Source organism: Celeribacter neptunius, from assembly GCF_900113955.1.
Lineage (GTDB): Bacteria > Pseudomonadota > Alphaproteobacteria > Rhodobacterales > Rhodobacteraceae > Celeribacter > Celeribacter neptunius.
Genome location: NZ_FORH01000001.1, coordinates 558,771 through 579,669, shown reverse-complemented (window position 1 = coordinate 579,669; position 20,899 = coordinate 558,771). Strand labels below are relative to the sequence as shown.

General features: G+C 63.0%; 20 protein-coding genes. 10 read left to right on the top strand and 10 right to left on the bottom strand.

The window, feature by feature from the left end; all coding sequences use genetic code 11:
* The first annotated feature begins 588 nt into the window (after positions 1-588).
* Entirely contained in the window at positions 589-1,137 is a 549-nt protein-coding gene (locus BM151_RS02910; protein ID WP_090056986.1) for an NADPH-dependent FMN reductase, read from the top strand.
* Between the two features lie 76 nt (positions 1,138-1,213).
* On the opposite strand, the gene BM151_RS02905 is transcribed toward BM151_RS02910, so the two are convergent.
* The 5 genes from BM151_RS02905 to BM151_RS02885 form a co-directional block, all read right to left on the bottom strand.
* The gene (locus tag BM151_RS02905) at positions 1,214-2,548 is read right to left on the bottom strand and encodes a sigma-54-dependent transcriptional regulator (protein WP_090056982.1); all 1,335 of its coding nucleotides are present in this window, start codon (positions 2,546-2,548) and stop codon (positions 1,214-1,216) included.
* A gap of 55 nt (positions 2,549-2,603) precedes the next feature.
* A complete protein-coding gene (locus BM151_RS02900; protein ID WP_090059150.1) occupies positions 2,604-4,319 on the bottom strand; it encodes a sensor histidine kinase in 1,716 nt (571 codons plus the stop codon).
* 190 nt (positions 4,320-4,509) lie between these two features.
* Positions 4,510-5,178: a phosphoribosylformylglycinamidine synthase subunit PurQ gene (gene purQ / locus BM151_RS02895; protein WP_090059149.1), complete on the bottom strand. Its 669-nt coding sequence runs from the start codon at positions 5,176-5,178 to the stop codon at positions 4,510-4,512.
* Positions 5,179-5,287: 109 nt separating this feature from the next.
* Positions 5,288-6,184: a DUF1176 domain-containing protein gene (locus tag BM151_RS02890; protein WP_090056978.1), complete on the bottom strand. Its 897-nt coding sequence runs from the start codon at positions 6,182-6,184 to the stop codon at positions 5,288-5,290.
* 77 nt (positions 6,185-6,261) lie between these two features.
* Positions 6,262-6,738: a DUF1203 domain-containing protein gene (locus tag BM151_RS02885; protein WP_177213006.1), complete on the bottom strand. Its 477-nt coding sequence runs from the start codon at positions 6,736-6,738 to the stop codon at positions 6,262-6,264.
* A 234-nt stretch (positions 6,739-6,972) separates the two neighbouring features.
* Here BM151_RS02885 and BM151_RS02880 point away from each other — a divergent pair, with 234 nt between their 5' ends.
* The gene (locus tag BM151_RS02880) at positions 6,973-8,169 is read left to right on the top strand and encodes a Hint domain-containing protein (protein WP_090056975.1); all 1,197 of its coding nucleotides are present in this window, start codon (positions 6,973-6,975) and stop codon (positions 8,167-8,169) included.
* A 297-nt stretch (positions 8,170-8,466) separates the two neighbouring features.
* On the opposite strand, the gene purS is transcribed toward BM151_RS02880, so the two are convergent.
* Both purS and purC read right to left on the bottom strand, forming a co-directional pair.
* Positions 8,467-8,697 (bottom strand): phosphoribosylformylglycinamidine synthase subunit PurS, encoded by a 231-nt coding sequence (purS, locus tag BM151_RS02875; protein ID WP_090056971.1) that lies wholly within the window; start codon positions 8,695-8,697, stop codon positions 8,467-8,469.
* A 26-nt stretch (positions 8,698-8,723) separates the two neighbouring features.
* On the bottom strand, positions 8,724-9,485 hold the full coding sequence (gene purC, locus BM151_RS02870) for a phosphoribosylaminoimidazolesuccinocarboxamide synthase (protein ID WP_090056967.1): 762 nt from the start codon (positions 9,483-9,485) through the stop codon (positions 8,724-8,726).
* Positions 9,486-9,817: 332 nt separating this feature from the next.
* Between purC and BM151_RS02865 the strand changes: the two genes are divergently transcribed.
* The 3 genes from BM151_RS02865 to bmt all read left to right on the top strand — a co-directional run bounded on the left by BM151_RS02865 (position 9,818) and on the right by bmt (position 13,749).
* A complete protein-coding gene (locus BM151_RS02865) occupies positions 9,818-10,129 on the top strand; it encodes a DUF1476 domain-containing protein (RefSeq protein ID WP_090056964.1) in 312 nt (103 codons plus the stop codon).
* 267 nt (positions 10,130-10,396) lie between these two features.
* On the top strand, positions 10,397-12,490 hold the full coding sequence (locus BM151_RS02860; RefSeq protein ID WP_090056960.1) for a bifunctional lysylphosphatidylglycerol flippase/synthetase MprF: 2,094 nt from the start codon (positions 10,397-10,399) through the stop codon (positions 12,488-12,490).
* A 242-nt stretch (positions 12,491-12,732) separates the two neighbouring features.
* Positions 12,733-13,749 carry a betaine--homocysteine S-methyltransferase gene (gene bmt / locus BM151_RS02855; RefSeq protein ID WP_090056956.1) on the top strand — a complete coding sequence of 339 codons (1,017 nt, stop codon included), beginning with the start codon at positions 12,733-12,735 and terminating at the stop codon, positions 13,747-13,749.
* Between the two features lie 17 nt (positions 13,750-13,766).
* On the opposite strand, the gene BM151_RS02850 is transcribed toward bmt, so the two are convergent.
* A complete protein-coding gene (locus tag BM151_RS02850) occupies positions 13,767-14,867 on the bottom strand; it encodes a PA0069 family radical SAM protein (RefSeq protein WP_245781077.1) in 1,101 nt (366 codons plus the stop codon).
* An 88-nt stretch (positions 14,868-14,955) separates the two neighbouring features.
* On the opposite strand from BM151_RS02850, the gene BM151_RS02845 reads away from it, so the two are divergent.
* Both BM151_RS02845 and BM151_RS02840 read left to right on the top strand, forming a co-directional pair.
* A complete protein-coding gene (locus BM151_RS02845) occupies positions 14,956-15,651 on the top strand; it encodes a corrinoid protein (RefSeq protein WP_090056953.1) in 696 nt (231 codons plus the stop codon).
* A complete protein-coding gene (locus BM151_RS02840; protein ID WP_425429524.1) occupies positions 15,648-16,310 on the top strand; it encodes a DUF1638 domain-containing protein in 663 nt (220 codons plus the stop codon). Before BM151_RS02845 ends, BM151_RS02840 begins: the two co-directional genes overlap by 4 nt.
* Before the next feature lie 255 nt (positions 16,311-16,565).
* Here the strand turns inward: BM151_RS02840 and BM151_RS02835 are convergent, their stop codons facing one another.
* Positions 16,566-16,976, bottom strand: a complete 411-nt coding sequence (locus BM151_RS02835) for a SufE family protein (protein WP_090056949.1) — start codon at positions 16,974-16,976, stop codon at positions 16,566-16,568.
* Between the two features lie 175 nt (positions 16,977-17,151).
* Between BM151_RS02835 and BM151_RS02830 the strand changes: the two genes are divergently transcribed.
* From BM151_RS02830 to BM151_RS02820, 3 genes are all read left to right on the top strand, one after another.
* Positions 17,152-17,652, top strand: a complete 501-nt coding sequence (locus tag BM151_RS02830; protein ID WP_090056947.1) for a hypothetical protein — start codon at positions 17,152-17,154, stop codon at positions 17,650-17,652.
* 77 nt (positions 17,653-17,729) lie between these two features.
* Positions 17,730-18,680 carry a nucleoside hydrolase gene (locus BM151_RS02825; protein ID WP_090056945.1) on the top strand — a complete coding sequence of 317 codons (951 nt, stop codon included), beginning with the start codon at positions 17,730-17,732 and terminating at the stop codon, positions 18,678-18,680.
* 58 nt (positions 18,681-18,738) lie between these two features.
* Complete coding sequence (locus tag BM151_RS02820) at positions 18,739-20,139, top strand: protein adenylyltransferase SelO (RefSeq protein WP_090056943.1); 1,401 nt, start codon at positions 18,739-18,741, stop codon at positions 20,137-20,139.
* Positions 20,140-20,209: 70 nt separating this feature from the next.
* On the opposite strand, the gene BM151_RS02815 is transcribed toward BM151_RS02820, so the two are convergent.
* Positions 20,210-20,884, bottom strand: a complete 675-nt coding sequence (locus BM151_RS02815; protein ID WP_090056941.1) for a DUF2238 domain-containing protein — start codon at positions 20,882-20,884, stop codon at positions 20,210-20,212.
* Positions 20,885-20,899: the final 15 nt, after the last annotated feature.

Sequence of the window (20,899 nt, the reverse complement as noted above, 5' to 3'; positions counted from 1 at the left end):
CAGCCCTCAATTTTGGGCTTTCGGGGCGGTTCGTGCCGTGGTTTTGTCATTCCAAGCGGCGGTATCGGTCTGCTCTGCGGAGGGTGCCCGTGCGGAGGATCGATCGATGTCGTCCCCGAAGGCTCCCACTCTCGCATGCAGCGAATCTTTCATGACGCGGTTTCCGCGGCGGTTTCGGCCAACTGACTGAACCGGTCATGTCACCAGTCGTTTCACCAGTCGCTTCTGCCGTCAGGCGGACCTGCGTTCCTATATCAGTAGTGATGCATGTGCCTTTAGACAACATGCAAATTGGGTCGAGCCCCAATTTCAGCCCCAGATAGGCCGGAATATCTGAAGATTTGCATAAAGAATGCCCTTTCACGGAGACCGCGCCCGGCCGCAACGGAGCGCCTGCCGCCTCGGATCTCCCGCGCATGGACACAGACCCAAGGCGAAATTCTGTGCAAGGGCACAGAGATCCTATGCCGCGCTGCACATAAGTTTCACTCACCTTTATCGCACACAAATGATACCAAAGAGGAGAAATCAAACATATTCGCACAGAACTTCCGAGCAGGAAGGCGTGCCCATCAAAAAGGAAGATCCATGTCTAAAATCGCAGTATTGGTCGGCTCCCTGCGCGCCGGCTCGCTCACCCGCAAACTCGCCGAACGCCTCACCGAGCTGGCGCCGGACGGGATGGAATTCAGCTTCGTCGAGATCGGCGACCTGCCCTTCTTCAACGAAGACCTCGACACGGACACGCCGCCTGCCGCCTGGACCCGCCTGCGCGAGGCCATCAAAGCCGCCGATGGCGTGTTGTTCGTGACCCCGGAATACAACCGTTCCGTGCCCGCCGCGATCAAGAACGCGCTCGATGTCGGCTCCCGCCCCTATGGCGCCAGTGCCTGGGCCGGCAAACCCGCCGGCATCGTCACCGCCAGCCCCTCGGGCATCGGTGGCTTCGGCGCCAATCACCACCTGCGTCAGCCGCTGGTGTTCCTGAACATGCCGACCATGCAACAGCCGGAAGCCTATATCGGCAATCTCTGGGGCATGTTCGACGAGGATGGCAAGATCGTCACCGAAGGCACCGAGGATTTCCTGAAATCCTGGATGGCGGCCTATGCGAAATGGGTCGCGGATCACATCTGAGACAATCCCCCCCCCCTGTCCCCGGATGTGGAAAGGCGCTCCGTCATGGAGCGCCTTTTTCATGTTTCAGAATGCCTTACAGGTAATCCGAGCGCTGCAGGCCATACTTGGCCATTTTCTCATTCAATGTCCGGCGCGGCAGGCAGAGCTCGTCCATCACCGCCACGATCGAGCCCTTGTGTCGGCGCATGGTGTTGTCGATCAACATGCGTTCGAAGGCCTCGACATATTCCTTCAGGGGCTTGCCCTCGGTGGTCATGGTCTGCTGCTCCGGCGCATCGCTTTCCGACAGCAAGAGCGAGGTGATCGAGCCGGAGCCGCGCCGGCTTTGCAGCACGGAACGTTCGGCGACATTGATCAGCTGACGGATATTGCCCGGCCAGGGCGCCTGCAACAGCTGCGCCGCTTCCTGCGCGGACACTTCCGGCGCATCACAGCCATATTCCTCGGAAAACTGCTGGCTGAGCTGGGTGAACAGCAACAGGATGTCCTCGCCGCGCGCGCGCAAGGGCGGCGTGGTGATCTTCATCGCCGCCAGCCGGAAATAGAGGTCGGGACGCAGTGCAGACTCACAGGTCCGGCCCTGTTCCTGCAGGTTGCAAATGGCGATGATCCGGGTTTCGGGCGGCGTGCCCTGTTCGTCGATCCATTTCAACAGCCGCGCCTGCAGTGTCATCGGCATGGCTTCGATATCCTCGATCACCAGAGTGCCGCCGCGCGCTTCCTCGATCAGCGGCTGAATCTGACCGTCCGGATCGGGACCAAACAGCCGCTTGGCGATATCCGCCTCATCGCGCCCGGCGCAGGAGAAGGTGACGAATTTCTTCGAGGCGCGCACACCGACGGCATGCAGCGCATGGGCGATCAGCGTCTTGCCGGTGCCGGTCTCGCCATCGATGAGCACATGGCCATCGGCCTGACCGAGATCGAGAATATCCTCGCGCAGCCGCTCCATCACCGGGCTGGCCCCGATCAGCTTGTTCATGATGCCGGTGCCGTCGGACAATTCCTTGCGCAGCGCCCGGTTGTCCAAGGTCAGCCGCCGGGCATTGGTGGCTTTCTTGGCAAGCTCGGTCATCCGGTCCGGGTTGAACGGTTTCTCGAGAAAATCAAAGGCGCCGATCCGCATCGCCTCGACCGCCATCGGCACATCCCCATGCCCGGTGATCATGATCACCGGCAGGCCGCTGTCGACGCTCATCAGTTTTTTCAGAAACTGCATCCCGTCCATGCCCGGCATCTTGATATCGGTGATCACCGCGCCCGGGTAATCCGCACCAAGCGCTTTCACCGCATCCTCGGCCGAGGCGAATGTCTCGGTGTCGAAACCCGACAGGGCCAACCACTGGCTGATCGACTGACGCATGTCCTGCTCGTCATCGACAATCGCGATTTTCATTGCTGTCGCCATGGGCTTTCCTTCTCTCCTCCGGTTCAATCCCTGAACCTTAAACGTCTGAGCGGGGTTATTCCGCCGCTTCCCGCCCCTCTTGCGAGAGCGGCAGGATCATTTCGAATGCGGCCCCGCCGGTGGGACGGTTCCGCGCCATCAACCGACCACCGAGCTCGGCCACGATGCCCGACGAGATCGCGAGGCCCAAGCCCACCCCGTCGCCGGGCGCCTTGGTGGTGTAGAACGGCTCGAACAGCGTCTCGAGATCCTTGATCCCGGAGCCATTGTCGCGCACCGTCACGCTGGCCTGGGTGCCGCCCGCGACGATGATCTCGATCTGAGGTTCGTCCGAGGCGTTGCTGGCGTCAAACGCGTTTCTGAGCAAGTTCACCAACACCTGTTCGAGGCGCACCCGGTCACCATCGACCACCACCGGTTCCGGCGGCAGGGTACGGATGATCTCGACCGATCCTTGCTTGAACTGCGGTTCCATCATCGAGAGCGCCGAGGCGACGCAGTCGCGCAGATCGATCTGTTGCAGATGATCGGAGCCCTTGCGGGCATAGGATTTCAACTGTTTGGTGATTGCGCCCATGCGTTCGATCAGATCGTCGATCCGCCCGAAGGAGGCCAGCGCCTCTTCGCTGCGCTTGCGTTTGATCAAGAGCCGCGCGCCCGCGAGATAGGTCTTCATCGCCGCCAGCGGCTGGTTCAGCTCATGGCTGACCGCCGCCGACATCTCGCCCAGAACCGCAAGTTTGGAGCTCTGCGCCAAGGTCTGTTCCGCCACCTCCAGGCTTTTCTCGGCGCGTTTGCGCTCGGCGATCTCGCGTTGCAGCGCGGCGTTGAGCTGACGCAGCTCGGCGCTTTCGCGCTGGAACAGACCGGCCCGCGACACGGCGCGGCGCGAGGTCAGATAAAAGGCGCCCGAGAGGAGAATGGCAAAGCCCATGATCTCCAGCGCCAGAAACCCGTTCACCCGTTCGCGCACCGAAGCGTAGGTGGTAAAGGAAATCATCCGCCAGCCACGGAACGGAATCCGGCTCTCGAGCCGCATCACCGCCTCGCCGCCAAGATAGGCGTCATTGGGATGGGTCGACCAATCGGTGGTCAGTTGAAAAGCCCGCTCGATCGCGGTCGGCGCATCGCGGGTCGCCAGCGCTTCCGCCTCAAGCTTGGAGCGCCAGCGCGGTTCGGTCGAGAGGATGATATTGCCCTCGGAATTGACCACGATCACCGCGTCGGAAATCCCCGCCCAGCTTTTCTCGAACCGCGCTAGGTCGACCTTGACGACGATCACGCCCGCAAGCGCGCCATTGACGTCGATACGCCGAGAATAGCTGAACTCATAGGCGCCATTGTCGAGCTGCATCGCCTTGAAAATCGTGTCATTGGAGCGCAGCGCATCGACGAAATTCGGGCTCTGCCGGTTATTGGTGCCCAAAAGCGCGCGATCGGTGGCGCCGACCACCCGGCCGCTCTCATCGAGGAGCGTGATCCCCGCCGCGCCGATCTCTTCGACGTAAGAGATCAGATGCTGCGAGGTCTGTTGAAAATCATTCGACGTCAACGCGCCGACCAGCACCGGGTCGCGCGACAGAAGCGTCGGCACGATCGAGTTGCGCTGCAGCTCGCTCATCAGGTTGCCGGCATAGAGCGCTTGCCGCACCTCGGCGCGCGAGCGCGTCACCGTGGTATAGCGGTCGGTCAGAAACAGGTTGGTGAACCAGATCACGCCCACGGCGCCGGCGACAAAGGCCAATAGCGCCAGACGCCCGGTCCATGTCATGGTCCGGGGGCGCTCCCTTTGGGCGGTATCCCCGATGGCGTCGCGATCATTCATGGCTCAGAGATTACGCCGGGGCCGCAAGCACCTGCAAGGGGCGCAAAGACAAACCCGGGACGCCTGGCCCCGGGTTTTGATCCGATTTGAGCAAATTATCGCCTGTATCAACGCGGTTTAGGCGGAAACCACCCGCTCAGGCGGAGACCACGGCCTCCAGGAGCGAGGTGAAGAAGTACCTGCCGTCTTCATTGCCATGCGCGGCTTCGGCGGCGCGTTCCGGGTGCGGCATCATGCCGAGCACGCGACGGTTCCCGGAGACGATGCCGGCGATATCGCGATCCGAACCATTGGGGTTGTCGAGATAGCGGAACACCACCTGGCCCTCGCCCTCGAGCCGATCGAGGGTCTCGGCATCGGCGGTATAATTGCCATCATGATGAGCAATCGGCACCCCGATATGCTGGCCCTGGGCGTAGGCATTGGTATAGGGGCTGTCCGTGCTCTCGACCGCCAGCGGCACGGTCTTGCAGATATATTTCAGACCGGCATTGCGCAACAGCGCGCCGGGCAGCAGCTTGGCTTCGGTCAGGACCTGAAAACCGTTGCAGATCCCGAACGCATAGCCGCCACGTTCGACATGCGCCTTCAGCGCGGCCACAATGGGCGAATTGGCGGCAATCGCGCCACAGCGCAGGTAATCGCCATAGGAGAAACCACCGGGCACGCCCACCACGTCGACACCGTCGGGCAGCACCGCATCCTTGTGCCAGACCATGGTGACATCGGCACCGGCATTCTTGAGCGCCGTGTACATGTCACGGTCGCAATTGGAGCCGGGGAATTGCAGAACGGCGGCTTTCATCGGGCGGAACTCCTGTTCGGGGCTGGGCACAAGGCGGTTCATGCGCCTGATACGCCGGCTCGGCGCCTGGATCAAGCCTTCAAACCCGGTCGGGCCCGACCTCTGAATGCTAATTCGGCCAAACCAGACGCGGAATGAGTTTCCCGTCACAGTCATCGTCGACAATCCGGCGCTCCAACTGGTAGACGAACCCGTCAAAGCGCCAGGTCTCGCGGGTAAAGCAATCCCCGACCCCACGCCCCTTGGAGCCGCTGGTCATGATGTCGCCCGAGAGTGCGTAGAGCCCCACCTCCGGCACATCCTCGCCCTCGGCGCGGGCGGCGGCCCGCACAGGGGCCACGCCGTCAATCATCGGCCCCAGGAGATAGACCGTCGAGCCGGTATTATAGGCCGCCATCCAACATGGATGCTCCAGGACCCGCAGCTCGGGGTGATCGGGGATCATTTGCGCCCCGCGCCCGTTCGAGACATGTTCCATCGGGATATCGCAGCTCTGCCGGGTCATCTCTACGGCCTGCGCCTCGAGCGCGGCCCAATCCGGTTGCCTGAGTTCCAGCATACGCGCCATTTTCGTCGCGGGCTGTTGCGCTTCGGCCCAGATCAGCGCCGCCTTGATCCCGGCCAGAGACGACCCGGTGCCGAAACCGGCCTCTTCCCCCGCCTCAAAATACGCGATTTCAAAGATGTTTCCGTCCAGAAGCGCCTCGGGGAATGGCATCTTCTGACCGACGGCCCAGTCGACCCCCTTGCCGTCGATCGAAAAGCGACCAGCGGCATCGGCATCGGTCTCGAAACTCAACACCCAGGGCCCACCGCGATGACCGCGCATCAGGGCAAAATGCGGCTCGGCGCGCGGCATGAGCGTGCAATAGTCCGGCCCGCATTCGGCCTGCCATTGCTTGTGGTGAAAACGGGTGACGTCTTGCGCCGCGGCCAGCTCTGGCAAAACCGCCTGAGCGGAGGCAAAGGCCAGCACAGCTGCGAAAGGTTTGAGGCAAGGAAACATCGGCAAAACCTTGTGATCGGGAATACATAAATGAGCTCCCCCTGATACGATACCTGCGCCTTGCCCGCAAACCCTGCCTAGCCTGTCACCCGAACCTGCCAGCAATTGTTGCGCGCTGAGCGGATGTCGACAAAGGCGATTCCGTCGCGCGCCAGCAGCTCGGCGCAATAGCTCTCGATCTCGCCTCGCGGCGTCACCCGGCCCGTGCCATAGACGATGCGCTCATCGGCGCCGTAGCCCTTCACGAGATAATCCGGAGAGCTGGTCAGCACCTCGGGCAGGCTCTCGCCGCGATAGGGCGCACAGTCGGCAGCACAGAGAAAGATCGGCCCGGTCTCGGCATAGGGCTGCGGCGCTGAAAACGGCCGGTGGCCACAGATCAGCATCCCCTGCCCCTTCGGCACATGGTTCAGGCAATGACGGCACGGCGCGGCGTCATAGGGGTTCAGCACATATTCGGCCGGTTGGCCATTGGCATCCGGCATCCCCAGCCTCAGGGCATGGGCGGTGAGCGTCGGCAGTCCTTGGAAAATCAACGCGGATTTCAAACTCATGACGGGTCTCCTTGTTCCGAGATCAGCGCACCCTTAAAGCTTTGAAATTCCAAACTTTGGGTGCGGACCTTCTGCATGCCGACCGGCCGCCGCAAAAGCGACCCGGATCCTGTGCAAAACCGCCAAGATCACCGCCGCGCACCGCCTGTTTTTTCCGGCCCCAACCGGGTCATGATTTATAGTTTCTAAAGTCTTGCCCTGTAACGCTTGGGCCGAAAAGAGCGGTCCGCAGGCATGGCACAAATCAACGGCACCAGTGGTGACGACAACCTAGAAGGGACATCAGAAAATGACTCCATCGCCGGCGGCGATGGGGCGGATACCATCTATGGCGGTGCCGGCGACGACCAGATTCTCGGTAATGACGGCACCAATTCCGCCGATGGCGGCGACACGATCTATGCCGGCGACGGCGCCGACTGGGTTCAGGGCGACGGTGGCGACGACACGATCTATGGCGAGGCCGGCGATGACACGCTGTTCGGCGATGACGGCAATGATTATGTCTATGGCGGCGATGGCAATGACACGCTCTATGGCGGGGCCGGCAATGACATCCTCCTGGGCGGCGCCGGCAATGACCTGATCTATGCCGGTGACGGCGATGATACGATCCGTGGCGGCGCCGGCGATGATACGATCTATGGCCATGCCGGGGCCGATACGTTCATCATCGCCGATGGCAGCGGGCTCGACACGATCGAGGACTATTCCGCCGCCGATGGTGATGTTCTTCTGATCGATTACCCCGGCATCAACACCTATGCCGATCTCGAGCCCTATCTCAGCGACGATGGCAACTGGGGCACGCTGATCTCCCTGCCCGACGGCTCGGTCACCCAGGTGAAATGGCTGAACTACACCACCCAATCCGCGTCTGATTTTTCCTTTGCCTCGGGCACGATCTGTTTTCTCCAGGGCACGCTAATCGACACGGCCGATGGTCCGCGCCCGGTCGAGACCCTGCACCCCGGCGATCGCATCCTGACCTATGACCACGGCTATCAGCCGCTGCGGCTGATGCGCGCGATGACCTACCGGTTCCGGGACGGACCGCACAGGATGAAACCCATTCGTATCAAGCCCGGGGCACTTGGCCCGGGCTTTCCGGCGCGTGAGCTTCTGGTCTCGCCACAGCACCGGATCGCCCTGCCCCAAGACGCGCCCGACCATCTCGTCGCGGCCAGGAAATTGTTGTCGCTGCCCGGGGTCACGCCCCGCCCCGCCTGCCGCATGGCACGCTATTGCCATCTGATCTTCGACACGCACGAACTGGTCCGCGCCAATGGCGCCTGGGCCGAAAGCCTCTTGGTCACCGCCTATAGCCGCACCCGCGGCAGGCTGCCCGGCGCGCTTGCCACGCTCGAAATGACCCCAGCGCGCCCGTTCGAAAAGGCGCCGCAGTTCGCCGTTTCGGCAGAGGTGGAATGATCTCTTTGCGGGACCTTACTGCCTTTTGAACGAAGCGCATCGGCGCGGGACAAGGCGAAGCCGCCGCGCCTGCGCTGGCCCGTCCCGGCGGGCGAGCGCATTTTCTCCCGCGCGCAACAGATTGAACTTTCGCAAATTTGGCACAGATAAAACGACGACCACAGAGGTCGAAGCGCTCTCCCACGGGCCAGCGCAGACGCTCCATACTAAATTCCCCAAAGAACTAAAAACCGCCAAAGACAAAAGCCGCCCCGGATGGAGCGGCTTTCGCACGATCTTATCTTGAGTATCTGAGCTTCAGAGCAATTCAACCCGGTAGCTCTCGATCACGGTGTTGGCGAGGAGCTTCTCGCACATCTCCTTGATCGTCTCTTCCGTGGTGCCCTCGGCGAGATCGAGCTCGATCACCTTGCCCTGACGGACCTCGTTGACACCCTCGAAGCCAAGCGCACCCAACGCGTGTTGCACGGCGGCGCCCTGCGGGTCCAGAACTCCGGTTTTCAGCATGACAAAGACGCGGGCTTTCATCGGGGCAATCCTCTTTCGGGCAGTGGTTAGTTGATCAGCGTCGGCTTGTCGCCGATCGGGCCATTGGTGGGCAGGACACCAAGGCGCCGCGCCACTTCGGTATAGGCATCGGTGAGCGAACCGAGATCGCGGCGGAACACGTCCTTGTCGAGCTTCTGACCGCTCTCGATGTCCCACAGACGACACGAGTCGGGCGAAATCTCATCGGCCACGATGAGCCGCATGAAATCGCCATCCCAGACACGCCCGATCTCGATCTTGAAATCGACGAGCTTGATGCCGACGCCATACATCACGCCGGACATGTAGTCGTTGACCCGCAAGGCCAGCGCCACGATGTCGTCGAGATCCTGCTGCGAGGCCCAGCCAAAGGCGATGATATATTCTTCCGGCACCAGCGGATCGCCAAGCGCATCGTCCTTGTAGGAGAACTCGATGATCGGCCGCGGCAGGCGCATGCCCTCTTCGAGGCCGAGACGTTTCGCCATCGACCCGGCGGCATAGTTGCGCACGATGACTTCGAGCGGGATGATCTCGCATTGGCGGATCAACTGCTCGCGCATGTTCAGGCGCTTGATGAAATGGTTCGGAATGCCCAGCGAGGTCAGCCCGGTCATGAAAAACTCGGACAGGCGGTTGTTCAAAACGCCCTTGCCCTCGATCGTCGCCTTCTTCTCGGCGTTGAACGCGGTGGCGTCATCCTTGAAGTACTGAACCAGCGTGCCCGGTTCCGGACCTTCATAGAGGGTTTTCGCCTTGCCTTCGTAGATTTTCTTACGGCGCGCCATGGGGCCTCCAAGTGCTATGGGGCCGGGAATCATCGCACCGACCTCTTCAAATGCGCTCTTTAGGGCAAGGGGCGCCCGGGAGCAAGTTCGCAGCACGCGCGCCGCTCAGAGAACGAGGGCGGGACCGGCTCTCCGATCTCCTCCCCGACAGGCCCCGAGACTGCCCGAGACGCCCCGAAACGGCCCCACCTGCCCCGAGCTGCGCGGTGCGCCCCTCTGGGACCGTTTCGCCCGTCACACAGGCGTCATCTGCGACATTGATCTGCATCCTTGTCGGAACTCTGCCCGCCGGGCATAATTCTTAACGGGGAGTTAAACTGGAGGAGCCAACCATGACCACCTTCGACGAACGTGAAGCGGGCTATGAAAACAAATTCGCCCATGACGCCACGACCCGGTTCAAGCTGGAAAGCCGCGCCGACCGGAAACTTGCGCATTGGGCCGGGGCACAGCTTGGCAAGACCGGGGCCGTGCTCGAGGCCTATGTGCGCGATGTGATCCGCGCCGATCTCAAAGAGGCCGGAGCCGAAGATGTCATCGCCAAGGTCACCGAGGATCTCGGCCCGGCGGCCACCGCCATGACCGTGCGCGAAAAATACGCGGCCTTCCTGGCCGACGCCAAGGCGGAACTCGCCACAGGCTAACGCACCCGACCTCGGGCCGCTCAGACCTTATCGGCTACGCCTCGGCGTCAGGCTCCGGAGGCCCGTGCATCTGTACGGGCCTCTTCCTTTCGTCGCCCTCCCCGCGCGGCATACCGCCGCCGTCGCGGTGAAATTTCCGCCACCTCTTTAATCGAATGTTGGCAAAGCCTGCCTATTCTTGGAGCAAACACGCCCCGCAGCGCGCAGGGACGGGCGTCCACCGGCCCCGATCGCGCTGCGCGCCAAGACGGAAAGACAGAACGGTCCATGCGACACAGCCAGAGCGACATCGAAGAGGCCCTCAAACACGCCGGCGCCGGAACCCTGCCTGCTTCCGGGCAGAAACACGTCCGGAAACAGGCCCGAAATCAGGCCCCGAAGCAGGCAGGAAACAAGACGCCCTCTCTCACGACAGAGGGCGATCGCAAAGGCCTGCGCAAACTTCTGAGCAAACAGGCGCTGCCGCTCGCGGTGATGCTGTTCTTCGGCTGGCTGCTGTGGGAAAAGGCCGCCCATCTCGATGTCAGGGCGGTGTTTGCCACCGTCGCCACCGTCGAGCTTTGGCAATGGGCCCTGGCGGCGCTGGCCACCACCGCGAGTTTCTGGGCCGTCGGGCATTACGACCGGGTCCTGCACGCCCAGCTCGGCACCGGAATTTCCGACGCCGCCGCGCGGCGTTCGGGCATCGTCGCCATCGGCCTGTCGCAGGCCCTGGGGTTCGGGGCGCTCACCGGCACGCTCATTCGCTGGCGCATGTTGCCGGAACTCACGCTCTGGCAGGCGGCCCGGCTCTCGGGCGCCGTGGCGCTCTCCTTTCTCACCGGCTGGGCCGTGGTGGCCGCCGCGGCGCTTCTGTTGTTCCAGCCCGATGTGCCCTGGATGAAAACCCTGGCCACCGGTGCCATTGCGCTTTTCCTCATCATGGCGGCGCTCTCGGTCTACCCGCCGCGCCGGCTCGTGCGCCTGCCCTGGCCCTCGCTCAGAACCATGGCCACCGTGGTCGGTCTGGCCGCGATCGACACGATCTGTGCCGGGCTGGCGTTGTTTGTCATGTTGCCCGATGCGCTGCACCTGCCGCTGGGCCACACCATCGCCGCCTATCTGTTTTCGCTGGGCGCCGGTCTCATCGGCTCGACCCCCGGCGGTGTCGGCCCGTTCGAGGCAACGCTCACCTCGCTCCTGCCGGATATCCCGCTCGAACCGCTTCTCGGCGCGGTCGTCGCCTTTCGTCTGATCTATTACGCCATCCCGGCGAGCATCTCGGCGCTGGTGATCCTGCGCGGTCCGCGCAAATGCAATCTGTTGCAGGAACCGCGTCTGGTGGCAACCGAACGCTCGCCTTTCCTGGCGCCCCGCCTCGAACAACAGATTTTCGCCGCGCCCCGCGCCGAGGCCAACCTGCTCAGGACCCGCGATTTCTCGCTGTTGACCGCCGCCGATGGCACGGCGCTGGGGCTCGCCGCCCCGATCGGGCAATCACTGGTCATGCTCTCGGACCCATTGGCCGCGCGCGCCTGCCCCTCGGCCACCCGCACGGCACTGGCCCGCACCGCTGCCCGGCGCTACCGCATGCCGGCGATCTACAAATGCGGCGCCCGCATGGCCGCCTCTGCCCGCAAGGCCGGATGGGTGGTGCTGCCCACCGCCGAGGAAGCCTGGCTCACCCCCGCCGAGTTCAGCCTCGAAGGCTCGAAAGCCCGACAGCTGCGCCGCTATCTGCGCAAGGCCGAAGAGGCCGGCGTCACCGTCACCGAGGGCGAGCGCAACCTGCCGCTCGATCAGATGGACCGGGTGGCCAAGGAATGGCGCGCGGCGCGCGGCAAGGAACGCGGCTTTTCCATGGGCACCTATGATCGCGATTACATCTCCTGCCAGCGCGTCTTTCTGGCCTGGCAAGGCACCAATCTCGTCGCCTTCGTGTCCCTGCACGAGACCCGCAACGAGATGACGCTCGATCTGATGCGCTCGGGCGAGGCCGCGCCCGATGGCACGGTACAGCTTTTGATCACCAAGGCCATTCTGGCCGCGAAAGAGCGCAAATGCCCGCGGCTCTCTCTGGCCGCCGTGCCCTGGCAGGGCGAGGATTGCACCGTCATGACCCGCTTCCTGCGCAAGAAATTCCTGGCACGGTCCGGCGCCGAAGGGCTCAGACGTTTCAAATCGCTCTACAAGCCGCATTGGGAGACGCTCTATCTCGTGGCACCGAACCGTCTCGCGCTCACTATCGCCGGCATGGATATCCTGCGCCGGATCACCGCACCGCCGTCACGGACAACGCAAAACCCGATGAAAGCGGCAAAGACCGCGACCCATCCGACCCTGCGCCTGCCTTGGCACCGGAACCGGGCGCCGGCGAAATGAGCCGTGTTGCCTGAGGCAACACCGCACGTCCGCTCCCGCGCCTGTCCCAGATTTGATCCCGCCAGATTTGATCCCCGGATTTGATCAATGTGCAAGCCGCTCATGATCTTTATGATCTGATTGAATTTGATAAACGCGCCCAGACATGGCACATGGGCGCAAACACCTGCGTGGCGTGGCCCGCGCGGGCGATCCCCCTGTGACGCGCAGCCCCGCCCTGCGCCCCTGACCCGGAGCCTCTGATGACCGATGCCCTGACCAAATTGCTCGAAACCCGCGACTGGCTCCTGGCCGATGGCGCCACCGGCACCACGCTGTTCAACATGGGGCTCTCCTCGGGCGATGCGCCGGAACTGTGGAATGTCGACAAGCCCGAAAATATCGCCAAGCTCTATCAGGGCGCGGTCGATGCCGGCTCCGACATTTTCCTGACCAATTCCTTTGGCGGCACCGCCTCGCGGCTCAAGCTGCACGGGGCCGAGGACCGGGTGTTCGAACTGAACAAGGCCGCCGCCGAGATCGGTCGCCAGGTCGCCGATGCCGCAGGCCGTCCGGTGATCGTCGCGGGCTCCATGGGCCCGACGGGCGAGATCATGGAACCGATGGGGCCGCTGTCTTATGACGCCGCAGTCGAGATGTTCTTTGAACAGGCCAAGGGGCTGAAAGCGGGCGGCGCCGATGTCGCCTGGATCGAAACCATCTCATCGCCCGATGAGTACAAGGCCGCCGCCGAAGGCGCCGCCAAGGCGGGTCTGCCCTGGGTCGGCACGATGAGTTTTGACACCGCGGGCCGCACCATGATGGGCGTCACCTCCGCCGAGCTGGCCAATATGGTCGAAAAACTCGACACCCCGCCCGTGGCCTATGGCGCCAATTGCGGCACGGGTTCGTCGGATCTGATGCGCACCGTTCTGGGCTTTGCCGCGCAGGGCCATGAGCGCCCGTTCATCGCCAAGGGCAACGCCGGCATCCCGCGCTATGTCGACGGCCACATCCACTATGATGGCACGCCGGAGCTGATGGCCGATTACGCCTGTATGGCGCGCGACGCGGGCGCCAAGATCATCGGCGGCTGCTGCGGCACCACGCCGGAGCATCTGAAAGCCATGAGAGAAGCGCTCGAGACCCGTCCGCGCGGGCCGCGCCCGACGCTCGAACAGATCGTCGAAAAGCTCGGGGCCTTCTCCTCGGCTTCGGACGGCACCGATGACAAGGGTCCGGCGAAACGCGAACGCTCCGGGCGTCGCCGCCGCACCTGATCATGCAACGCGCGGGGTCAAAACAGGCTGAGCTGGTCACCGGGTTTCGGTGGCACGGCGAAGAGATCCGTTCTCAGCGGGGGCGTCCTTTTGGACAGGCCCGCGCGCGAGAGCGCGATCTCGAAACGCTTGTGCAACAGCTCCGCCCATTCGCCCTCGCCCGTCATCCTCGTGCCGAATTCCGCGCTGTTGGCCTTGCCGCCACGGATCTCACGCACCCGGTTCATCACCCGCTGCGCCCGATCCGGCACATGGGTGGCGAGCCAGTCTTCGAACAAGGGCGCAACCTCGAGCGGCAGGCGCAGCATGATATAGGCCGCCGCCCTGGCACCATGGGTGGCCGCCGCCGCCAGAATGGCCTCCAGTTCGTGATCGGTGAGCGCCGGAATGATCGGCGCCACCATGACGCGCACCGGGATGCCGGCATCCGAGAGCGCGCGGATGGTCTTGAGCCGTCTTGCCGGCACCGGCGCGCGCGGCTCCAGCTGTCGCGACAGGCGCGAACCCAGCGTGGTCACCGATATGCCGACATGCACCAGGCCTTTGGCAGCCATGGGTTTCAGAATGTCGATGTCGCGCTCGATCAGCGTGCCCTTGGTGGTGATCGCCACCGGGTGGTTGTGCTCGGCCAACACTTCGAGAAGACCGCGCATGATGCGATCGCGCGCCTCGATCGGCTGGTAGGGATCGGTGTTGGTGCCAATGGCAATCGGCGCCACCTCGTAGCCCCTGGCGGCGATCTCCCGCGCCAAAAGCTGGGCCGCCTCCGGTTTGCGGGTCAGCCGCGTTTCGAAATCGAGCCCCGGCGACAGGCCGAGATAGGCGTGCGTCGGGCGTGCAAAACAGTAGGAACAGCCGTGCTCACAGCCGCGGTACGGGTTGATCGAGCGATCGAACGGAATGTCCGGACTGTCGTTGCGGGTGAGGATCTTGCGCACGCGCTCATCCACCGTGGTGGTGCGCAGCACACTCTCCTCGACCTCGGCATCCCAGCCATCGATGAAGGTTTCGCGTGCCAGACGCTCGAACCGCCCCGTGGCATTGGACGTGCTGCCCCGGGCCTTGGGAACAAGGCCGAGCGGCAGGGTTTCAGAGAAGAACATGGATTCGCGGCTCATGCCGCCAAACTAGAACAAAATGAGAACATTTGCCAAGAGCCCTTCCTCCGCGCTCTGGCACAAAACACCCGGACGAAAGGAAACGCCCATGTCTGATGAAGAAGACGACCTGATCCTGTCGGAGCTGAACGACGAGGAACTCACGGAACAGATGATGGACGATCTCTACGATGGCCTGAAAGAGGAAATCGAAGAGGCCGTGCAGATCCTTCTGGACCGCAACTGGACGCCCTATGACATTCTCACCAAATCGCTGGTGGCCGGGATGCAGATCGTCGGCGACGATTTCCGCGACGGCATCCTGTTCGTCCCCGAAGTGCTGCGCGCGGCACAGGCGATGAAAGGCGGCATGGCGATCCTCAAGCCGCTTCTGGTCGAAACCGGCGCACCCAAGATGGGCAAGATGGTGATCGGCACGGTGAAGGGTGATATCCACGACATCGGCAAGAACCTCGTGGCGATGATGATGGAAGGCGCCGGCTTCGAGATCATCGATCTCGGGATCAACACCGAGGCCGAGAATTACATCGGCACGGCGGAGCGCGAAGGCGCGGATATCATCGGCATGTCGGCGCTTCTGACCACCACCATGCCCTATATGAAAACCGTCATTGAATCCCTGAGCGAACAGGGGCTGCGTGACAAGTACATCGTGCTCTGCGGTGGTGCGCCTCTGAACGAGGAATTCGGCAATGCGATCGGCGCCGATGCCTATTGCGATGACGCGGCGATTGCCGTCGAGACCGCGAAAAAGCTGGTGGCCGCGCGCCACAATCAGGTGTGAAACCGATTGATACGATAAGCGACGAGGCCCTGCGCGACGAAAATCTGCGCGATCAGGGCCTCGGAGAGACCGGCACGGGCAAGACCCTGGTCATCGCCTGTGGCGCGCTGGCGCGCGAGGTGCTGGCGGTGATCGAGATGAACGCGCTGGAGCACCTCACCCTCACATGCCTGCCGGCGATCCTCCACAATGAGCCCACGAAAATTCCCGCTGCGGTCGAGCGTGCGGTGACTGAGCATCGTGCGGATTACGATCAGATCCTCGTGGCTTACGGCGATTGCGGCACCGGCGGGCAATTGCAGACGCTGTGTGACCGCCTCGGGGTCACGATGATCGACGCCCCGCATTGCTATGCGTTTTTCGACGGGATGGAGGTGTTCACCACCCGCGATGAACCGACGACCTTCTATCTCACAGATTTTCTCGCCCGGCAATTCGACACTTTCGTCTGGAAACCCTTAGGGCTCGACCGCTACCCCGACTTGCTGCCGATGTATTTCGGCAATTACGAGAAACTCGTATATCTGGCGCAGACCGAGGATGAGGGCCTGACGGACGTGGCGCGGGAGGCGGCGGAACGGCTCAGGCTACGGTTCGAGAGACGGTTCACCGGGTATGGCGATCTCGGGCGATTTCTGGTGGACAGCCAGCGCGACTGATTGGTTGGTTTGCGGGACGGAGCTGACCTTGGCGATTTGTCTGACATGAGGGCGTGCGCCGGACCGTGGGCAGGCGCTGCAACGACTGAACGTCACGCTTTATGTTTGCCAAGTCCGAAAAAGATCAGAGCCTTGTGCGCGGGTCCAAATGCGCCTGACCGCCGGGACGGTCCGGCGCACGCCCGGGCAACTGCGTTGCTATTCCGGGCGGTTGCGCGACGTTCCCAATGTCCCCAGTGGGCTCTAAGCCGCCGCTCAGCCCGCCTTCGCCGCGGTCTCGCGAATGCGTTCCACCATGGCGCGCAGACCGTTGGAGCGTTGCGAGGACAGGTGTTCGTCCAGACCCAGCCGTGCCAGTTCCGCAGGCGCATCCACGGCCAGAACCTCCGCCACAGTGAGCCCGGCGAAAAGTTCATGCAGAATGGCGATCAGCCCCTGCACGATCATCGCGTCCGAGGCGCCTTGGAACTCAAAACTCCCGCCTTCAAATGTTGGCACCAGCCAGACCTGTGAGGCACAGCCCTCGACCTTGGTCGCCGGCACTTTGAACGCCTCGTCCAGCGGCGGAAAGGCTTTGCCCATCTCGATCACATGGCGGTAGCGATCCTCCCAATCGTCCAGAAACTCAAAGGTTTCGACGATCTCTTCGAATTCTTCGCGCGCCATGATCCACTCCTTGCCGCTCTGCTTGTCACTCTGGTGGCCCCGCCACCGCAATTCTGTCGCGAATTTACTTAGGCGCTCGCCTGCGAAAGGTCCAGCCACCCGCCGGACATGCGGGTCTTTTCAAGCCGCGGCTTTTCGGGTAGCCCTTTGGGCAAACGGGTAAGAGGAGAGGCCGATGCGGCGTCAGGTGATCATTTCGGGGCTGGTTCTGTCGCTTCTGGCGGGCTGTGCGACGGTGCGCGACTCAAAATTCAACCCGCTCAACTGGTTCGGCGCCTCCGAACCCGTCGCCGTGGACGAATACGGCCAACAGGTGGTGGTGCTCAAAACGCTGGCACCGCGCAAGGGCTATCCGGTCTTTGTCGACACCCGCCCGCTGGCGCCGGCAATCTCCGACGTGCAAGTGGTCAAATCCGCCTCCGGCGCGATCATCACCGCCAGCGCCGCCCTGCCCTCGACCGGCTATTATGACGCCGAATTGCTGCGCATGCCTTCGGATCAGCCCGGTGTGGCGATCTTCGAATTCCGCCTGCGCCCGCCCGCAGAGGCCGCGCCCACGGGCACGACAGCTCAGCGCCGGATCACCGCCGCCAAATCGCTCTCGAACGCGGAAATTGCAGGCATTCGCACGATTATCGTCAAAGGGGCCGAGGGCGCACGACAGGTCCGCCGCTGATCGGCTTTACATCCGCCTACGACGCGTCCATCCTGCCGGTTCTGACCAACTGGTAAAACAGGTAGAGAGACAGGCATATGTCGGATTTCCCACGCAAAATCATCATCGACACCGATCCGGGACAGGATGACGCCATGGCGATCCTGCTGGCGCTCGGCTCGCCCGAGGAAATTGATCTTCTGGGCATTGTGGCCGTCGCCGGGAACGTGCCGATCGCGCGCACCGCCGAGAATGCCCGCAAGGTCTGCGAAGTGGCCAAGCGCCCGGATGTCAAAGTCTATGCCGGCTGTGATCGCCCACTGGCGCATACGCTGGTGACCGCCGAACATGTGCATGGCAAGACCGGGCTCGACGGCATCGAACTGCCCGCCCCCGAAATGCCGATCCAGGACCAGCACGGGGTCGATTTCATCATCGAGACCCTGCGCGCGGAACCCGCCGGCACGGTGACGCTCTGCCCGCTGGGACCGCTCACCAATATCGCCACGGCCTTTCAAAAGGCCCCCGACATCATCGCCCGCGTGCAGGAGATCGTCCTGATGGGTGGCGCCTATTTCGAAGTGGGCAATGTCACGCCCGCCGCCGAGTTCAACATCTATGTCGACCCGGAAGCTGCCGAGATCGTGTTCAAATCCGGGGTCAAGCTCACCGTGATGCCGCTGGATTGCACGCATAAGGTGCTGGTGACGGCACCACGGCTTCAGGCCTTCAAGGATTTCGGCAATCATCTGGGCGATGTCGTCGCTGGCTGGCTCGACTTTTTCGAGCGCTTCGACGTGGAGAAATACGGCTCTCTCGGCGGTCCGCTGCATGACCCGACCGTAATCGCCTATCTGATCAAGCCGGAGCTGTTCTCCGGCCGCTTCATCAATGTCGAGATCGAGACCGGCTCCGAGCTGACCCGCGGCATGACCGTGGCCGATTGGTGGGGCGTCACCGACCGGGAACAGAACGCCATGTTCATGGGCGACGCCGATGCCGAGGGCTTCTTCACCCTCCTGACCGAACGTGTGCGCCGTCTGGCGTAAGTCTCTATAGGCCTTTGGTCGCTTTGGACAGGGCTGCAATCCGGGCTAGGTTGGACATATGACCGATTTCGACAATTCATACGCCCGCCTGCCCGAGCGGTTTTTCACTCGGATCGCGCCGGAACTCTCGCCTGCGCCCGAGATGGTGCTATGGAACCCCGATCTGGCGAAGCTTCTCGGCACCTCCGACTGGGATGCCGTGATCTGCGCCGGCAACGTGATCCCCGAGGGCGCTGAACCTTTGGCTCAGGTCTACGCCGGGCATCAGTTCGGCGGCTGGTCGCCACAGCTGGGCGACGGGCGTGCGGTGCTTCTGGGCGAGGTCGCCACCGATCAGGGCCGGTTCGACATTCATCTCAAGGGCGCAGGGCGCACGCCCTATTCGCGCAATGGCGACGGGCGCGCCTGGATCGGACCGGTGCTGCGCGAATATATCGTCAGCGAATTCATGCATGCGGCGGACGTGCCGACGACGCGGGCCTTGGCGGCGCTGCGCACCGGCGCACGGGTGCAGCGCGAGCGCGCCTATCCCGGCGGCATGTTGGTGCGCATCGCGGCGAGCCATATCCGCGTCGGCACGTTTCAATATTTCACTTCGCGCGGCGACGAAGAGGCGGTGCGGCTTTTGACCGAGCATGTCCGCGCAAGGCATTATCCGCAGGCGGCAAACACGCTCGAACTCTATCAGGAGATCGTCCGGGCACAGGCCCGGCTGATCGCCAGATGGATGGGGCTGGGCTTTGTTCACGGGGTGATGAACACCGACAATATGGCGGTGTCCGGCGAGACGATTGATTTCGGCCCCTGCGCCTTCATCGATGGCTATTCGCCCAAGGCGCTGTACAGTTCCATCGACCAATATGGCCGCTATGCCTATGAGCAACAGCCCTCGATGGCGCATTGGAATCTGGCGCAATTGGGCTCCTGTTTCGTGCCACAGCTCGAGGCGGAACTGGGCGGCGAACAACCGGCGGTGGATGCACTGACCGAGGTGCTCAATAGCTTCCCGCCGCTCTATCAGGAAGAATGGCGCAGGGTCTTTGGCGCCAAGCTCGGCATTGCCGATCCGGGCGAAGACGATGTGCCGCTCATTCAGGATCTTTTGGGCCTGATGGCTCAGGACGGCGCCGATTTCACCAACACCTTCCGGGGCTTGCTTGACGGATCGGCGCGTGACTGGTTTCTCGACCGCGACGCCTTCGACGCCTGGGTCCCCCGCTGGCAGGCCCGCCGGGCAGAGAATTGGCAAGAGATGATCGCCAAGGTGAACCCCGCCGTCATCCCGCGCAATCACCGGATCGAAGAGGCGATACAGGCGTCGCTGGCCGGAGACGACAGCAAGGCCGAGCGTCTGGTGCGCGTGCTCTCACGGCCTTTCACCCTCTCGGAGGACGACGAGGACCTGACCCATCCGCCACGCGAGGATCAGGTGGTGCATCAGACCTTTTGTGGGACGTGATCTTTCGCCCGGAACAAGCCGAAGGCGCCGGGCGTGCGCCGGACCGTCCCCGCGGTCAGGCGCTCGCCCTTCACTTCCCGCGATATTTCCCGAACAAGCGCTTGTTGCGGGTGATGAAATCGCGAAACAGGCTGGCAAAGGGCGCGCCCTGATCACGCGCCACATAGATCGCCCCCGACACCGCCCCGAACAGCCCGCCCCCCGCGTCGACAATGAGATCCCACATCGTGTCCTGCAGACCGGATTTCTGCATGTTCAGACCGAACATCTGGTCCATGGAATATTCGAAAATCTCCCAGATCACCCCGATCGTCATGGCAAAGCAAAAGGCAAACAGTCCCATGGCCCAGGGCGGCGCGGCATAGCGGTCGCCCTGGAACAGCATGAAAATAGCCACGAAACCGATGAGGCCGAAGCCCAAGGCAGACCCGCCATGCAGCACCACATCCCACCACCAGTAGCGATTGTAGAAATCGCCCACCTCGCCCAGAAACAACGTCGCGAAGATGAACAGCACGATCCCGGCCATGAAGGAGCGCGGGATGTAGATGTGAAACCGTCGCGCGAACAAAAGCGGCATCAGCGTCAGACCAAAGGTGCCCAGGGCGATAAAGGAGGAGGCATAGCGCCCGGTCAACAGAGCGGCGATGAATTCCACCGTGAGCGCCAGCCACACCAGCCGCATCACCAGCGGGTTCTGACGCGCCGCCCGGATCAGACCGATAAGATTTTGCCCTAGGCCCATGCTGAAATTCCGCCT

Excerpts from the sequence above, each read along its gene's own strand:
- purC (WP_090056967.1), bottom strand. The coding sequence starts at position 9,485 with ATGGCGCGCCGTAAGAAAATCTACGAAGGCAAGGCGAAAACCCTCTAT.
- BM151_RS02905 (WP_090056982.1), bottom strand. The coding sequence starts at position 2,548 with ATGGCGACAGCAATGAAAATCGCGATTGTCGATGACGAGCAGGACATG.
- BM151_RS02890 (WP_090056978.1), bottom strand. The coding sequence starts at position 6,184 with ATGTTTCCTTGCCTCAAACCTTTCGCAGCTGTGCTGGCCTTTGCCTCC.
- BM151_RS02900 (WP_090059150.1), bottom strand. The coding sequence starts at position 4,319 with ATGACATGGACCGGGCGTCTGGCGCTATTGGCCTTTGTCGCCGGCGCC.
- BM151_RS02880 (WP_090056975.1), top strand. The coding sequence starts at position 6,973 with ATGGCACAAATCAACGGCACCAGTGGTGACGACAACCTAGAAGGGACA.
- BM151_RS02850 (WP_245781077.1), bottom strand. The coding sequence starts at position 14,867 with ATGAGCCGCGAATCCATGTTCTTCTCTGAAACCCTGCCGCTCGGCCTT.
- BM151_RS02815 (WP_090056941.1), bottom strand. The coding sequence starts at position 20,884 with ATGGGCCTAGGGCAAAATCTTATCGGTCTGATCCGGGCGGCGCGTCAG.
- BM151_RS02830 (WP_090056947.1), top strand. The coding sequence starts at position 17,152 with ATGCGGCGTCAGGTGATCATTTCGGGGCTGGTTCTGTCGCTTCTGGCG.
- purS (WP_090056971.1), bottom strand. The coding sequence starts at position 8,697 with ATGAAAGCCCGCGTCTTTGTCATGCTGAAAACCGGAGTTCTGGACCCG.
- BM151_RS02835 (WP_090056949.1), bottom strand. The coding sequence starts at position 16,976 with ATGGCGCGCGAAGAATTCGAAGAGATCGTCGAAACCTTTGAGTTTCTG.
- BM151_RS02910 (WP_090056986.1), top strand. The coding sequence starts at position 589 with ATGTCTAAAATCGCAGTATTGGTCGGCTCCCTGCGCGCCGGCTCGCTC.
- bmt (WP_090056956.1), top strand. The coding sequence starts at position 12,733 with ATGACCGATGCCCTGACCAAATTGCTCGAAACCCGCGACTGGCTCCTG.
- BM151_RS02845 (WP_090056953.1), top strand. The coding sequence starts at position 14,956 with ATGTCTGATGAAGAAGACGACCTGATCCTGTCGGAGCTGAACGACGAG.
- BM151_RS02825 (WP_090056945.1), top strand. The coding sequence starts at position 17,730 with ATGTCGGATTTCCCACGCAAAATCATCATCGACACCGATCCGGGACAG.
- BM151_RS02820 (WP_090056943.1), top strand. The coding sequence starts at position 18,739 with ATGACCGATTTCGACAATTCATACGCCCGCCTGCCCGAGCGGTTTTTC.
- BM151_RS02865 (WP_090056964.1), top strand. The coding sequence starts at position 9,818 with ATGACCACCTTCGACGAACGTGAAGCGGGCTATGAAAACAAATTCGCC.
- purQ (WP_090059149.1), bottom strand. The coding sequence starts at position 5,178 with ATGAAAGCCGCCGTTCTGCAATTCCCCGGCTCCAATTGCGACCGTGAC.
- BM151_RS02885 (WP_177213006.1), bottom strand. The coding sequence starts at position 6,738 with ATGAGTTTGAAATCCGCGTTGATTTTCCAAGGACTGCCGACGCTCACC.
- BM151_RS02860 (WP_090056960.1), top strand. The coding sequence starts at position 10,397 with ATGCGACACAGCCAGAGCGACATCGAAGAGGCCCTCAAACACGCCGGC.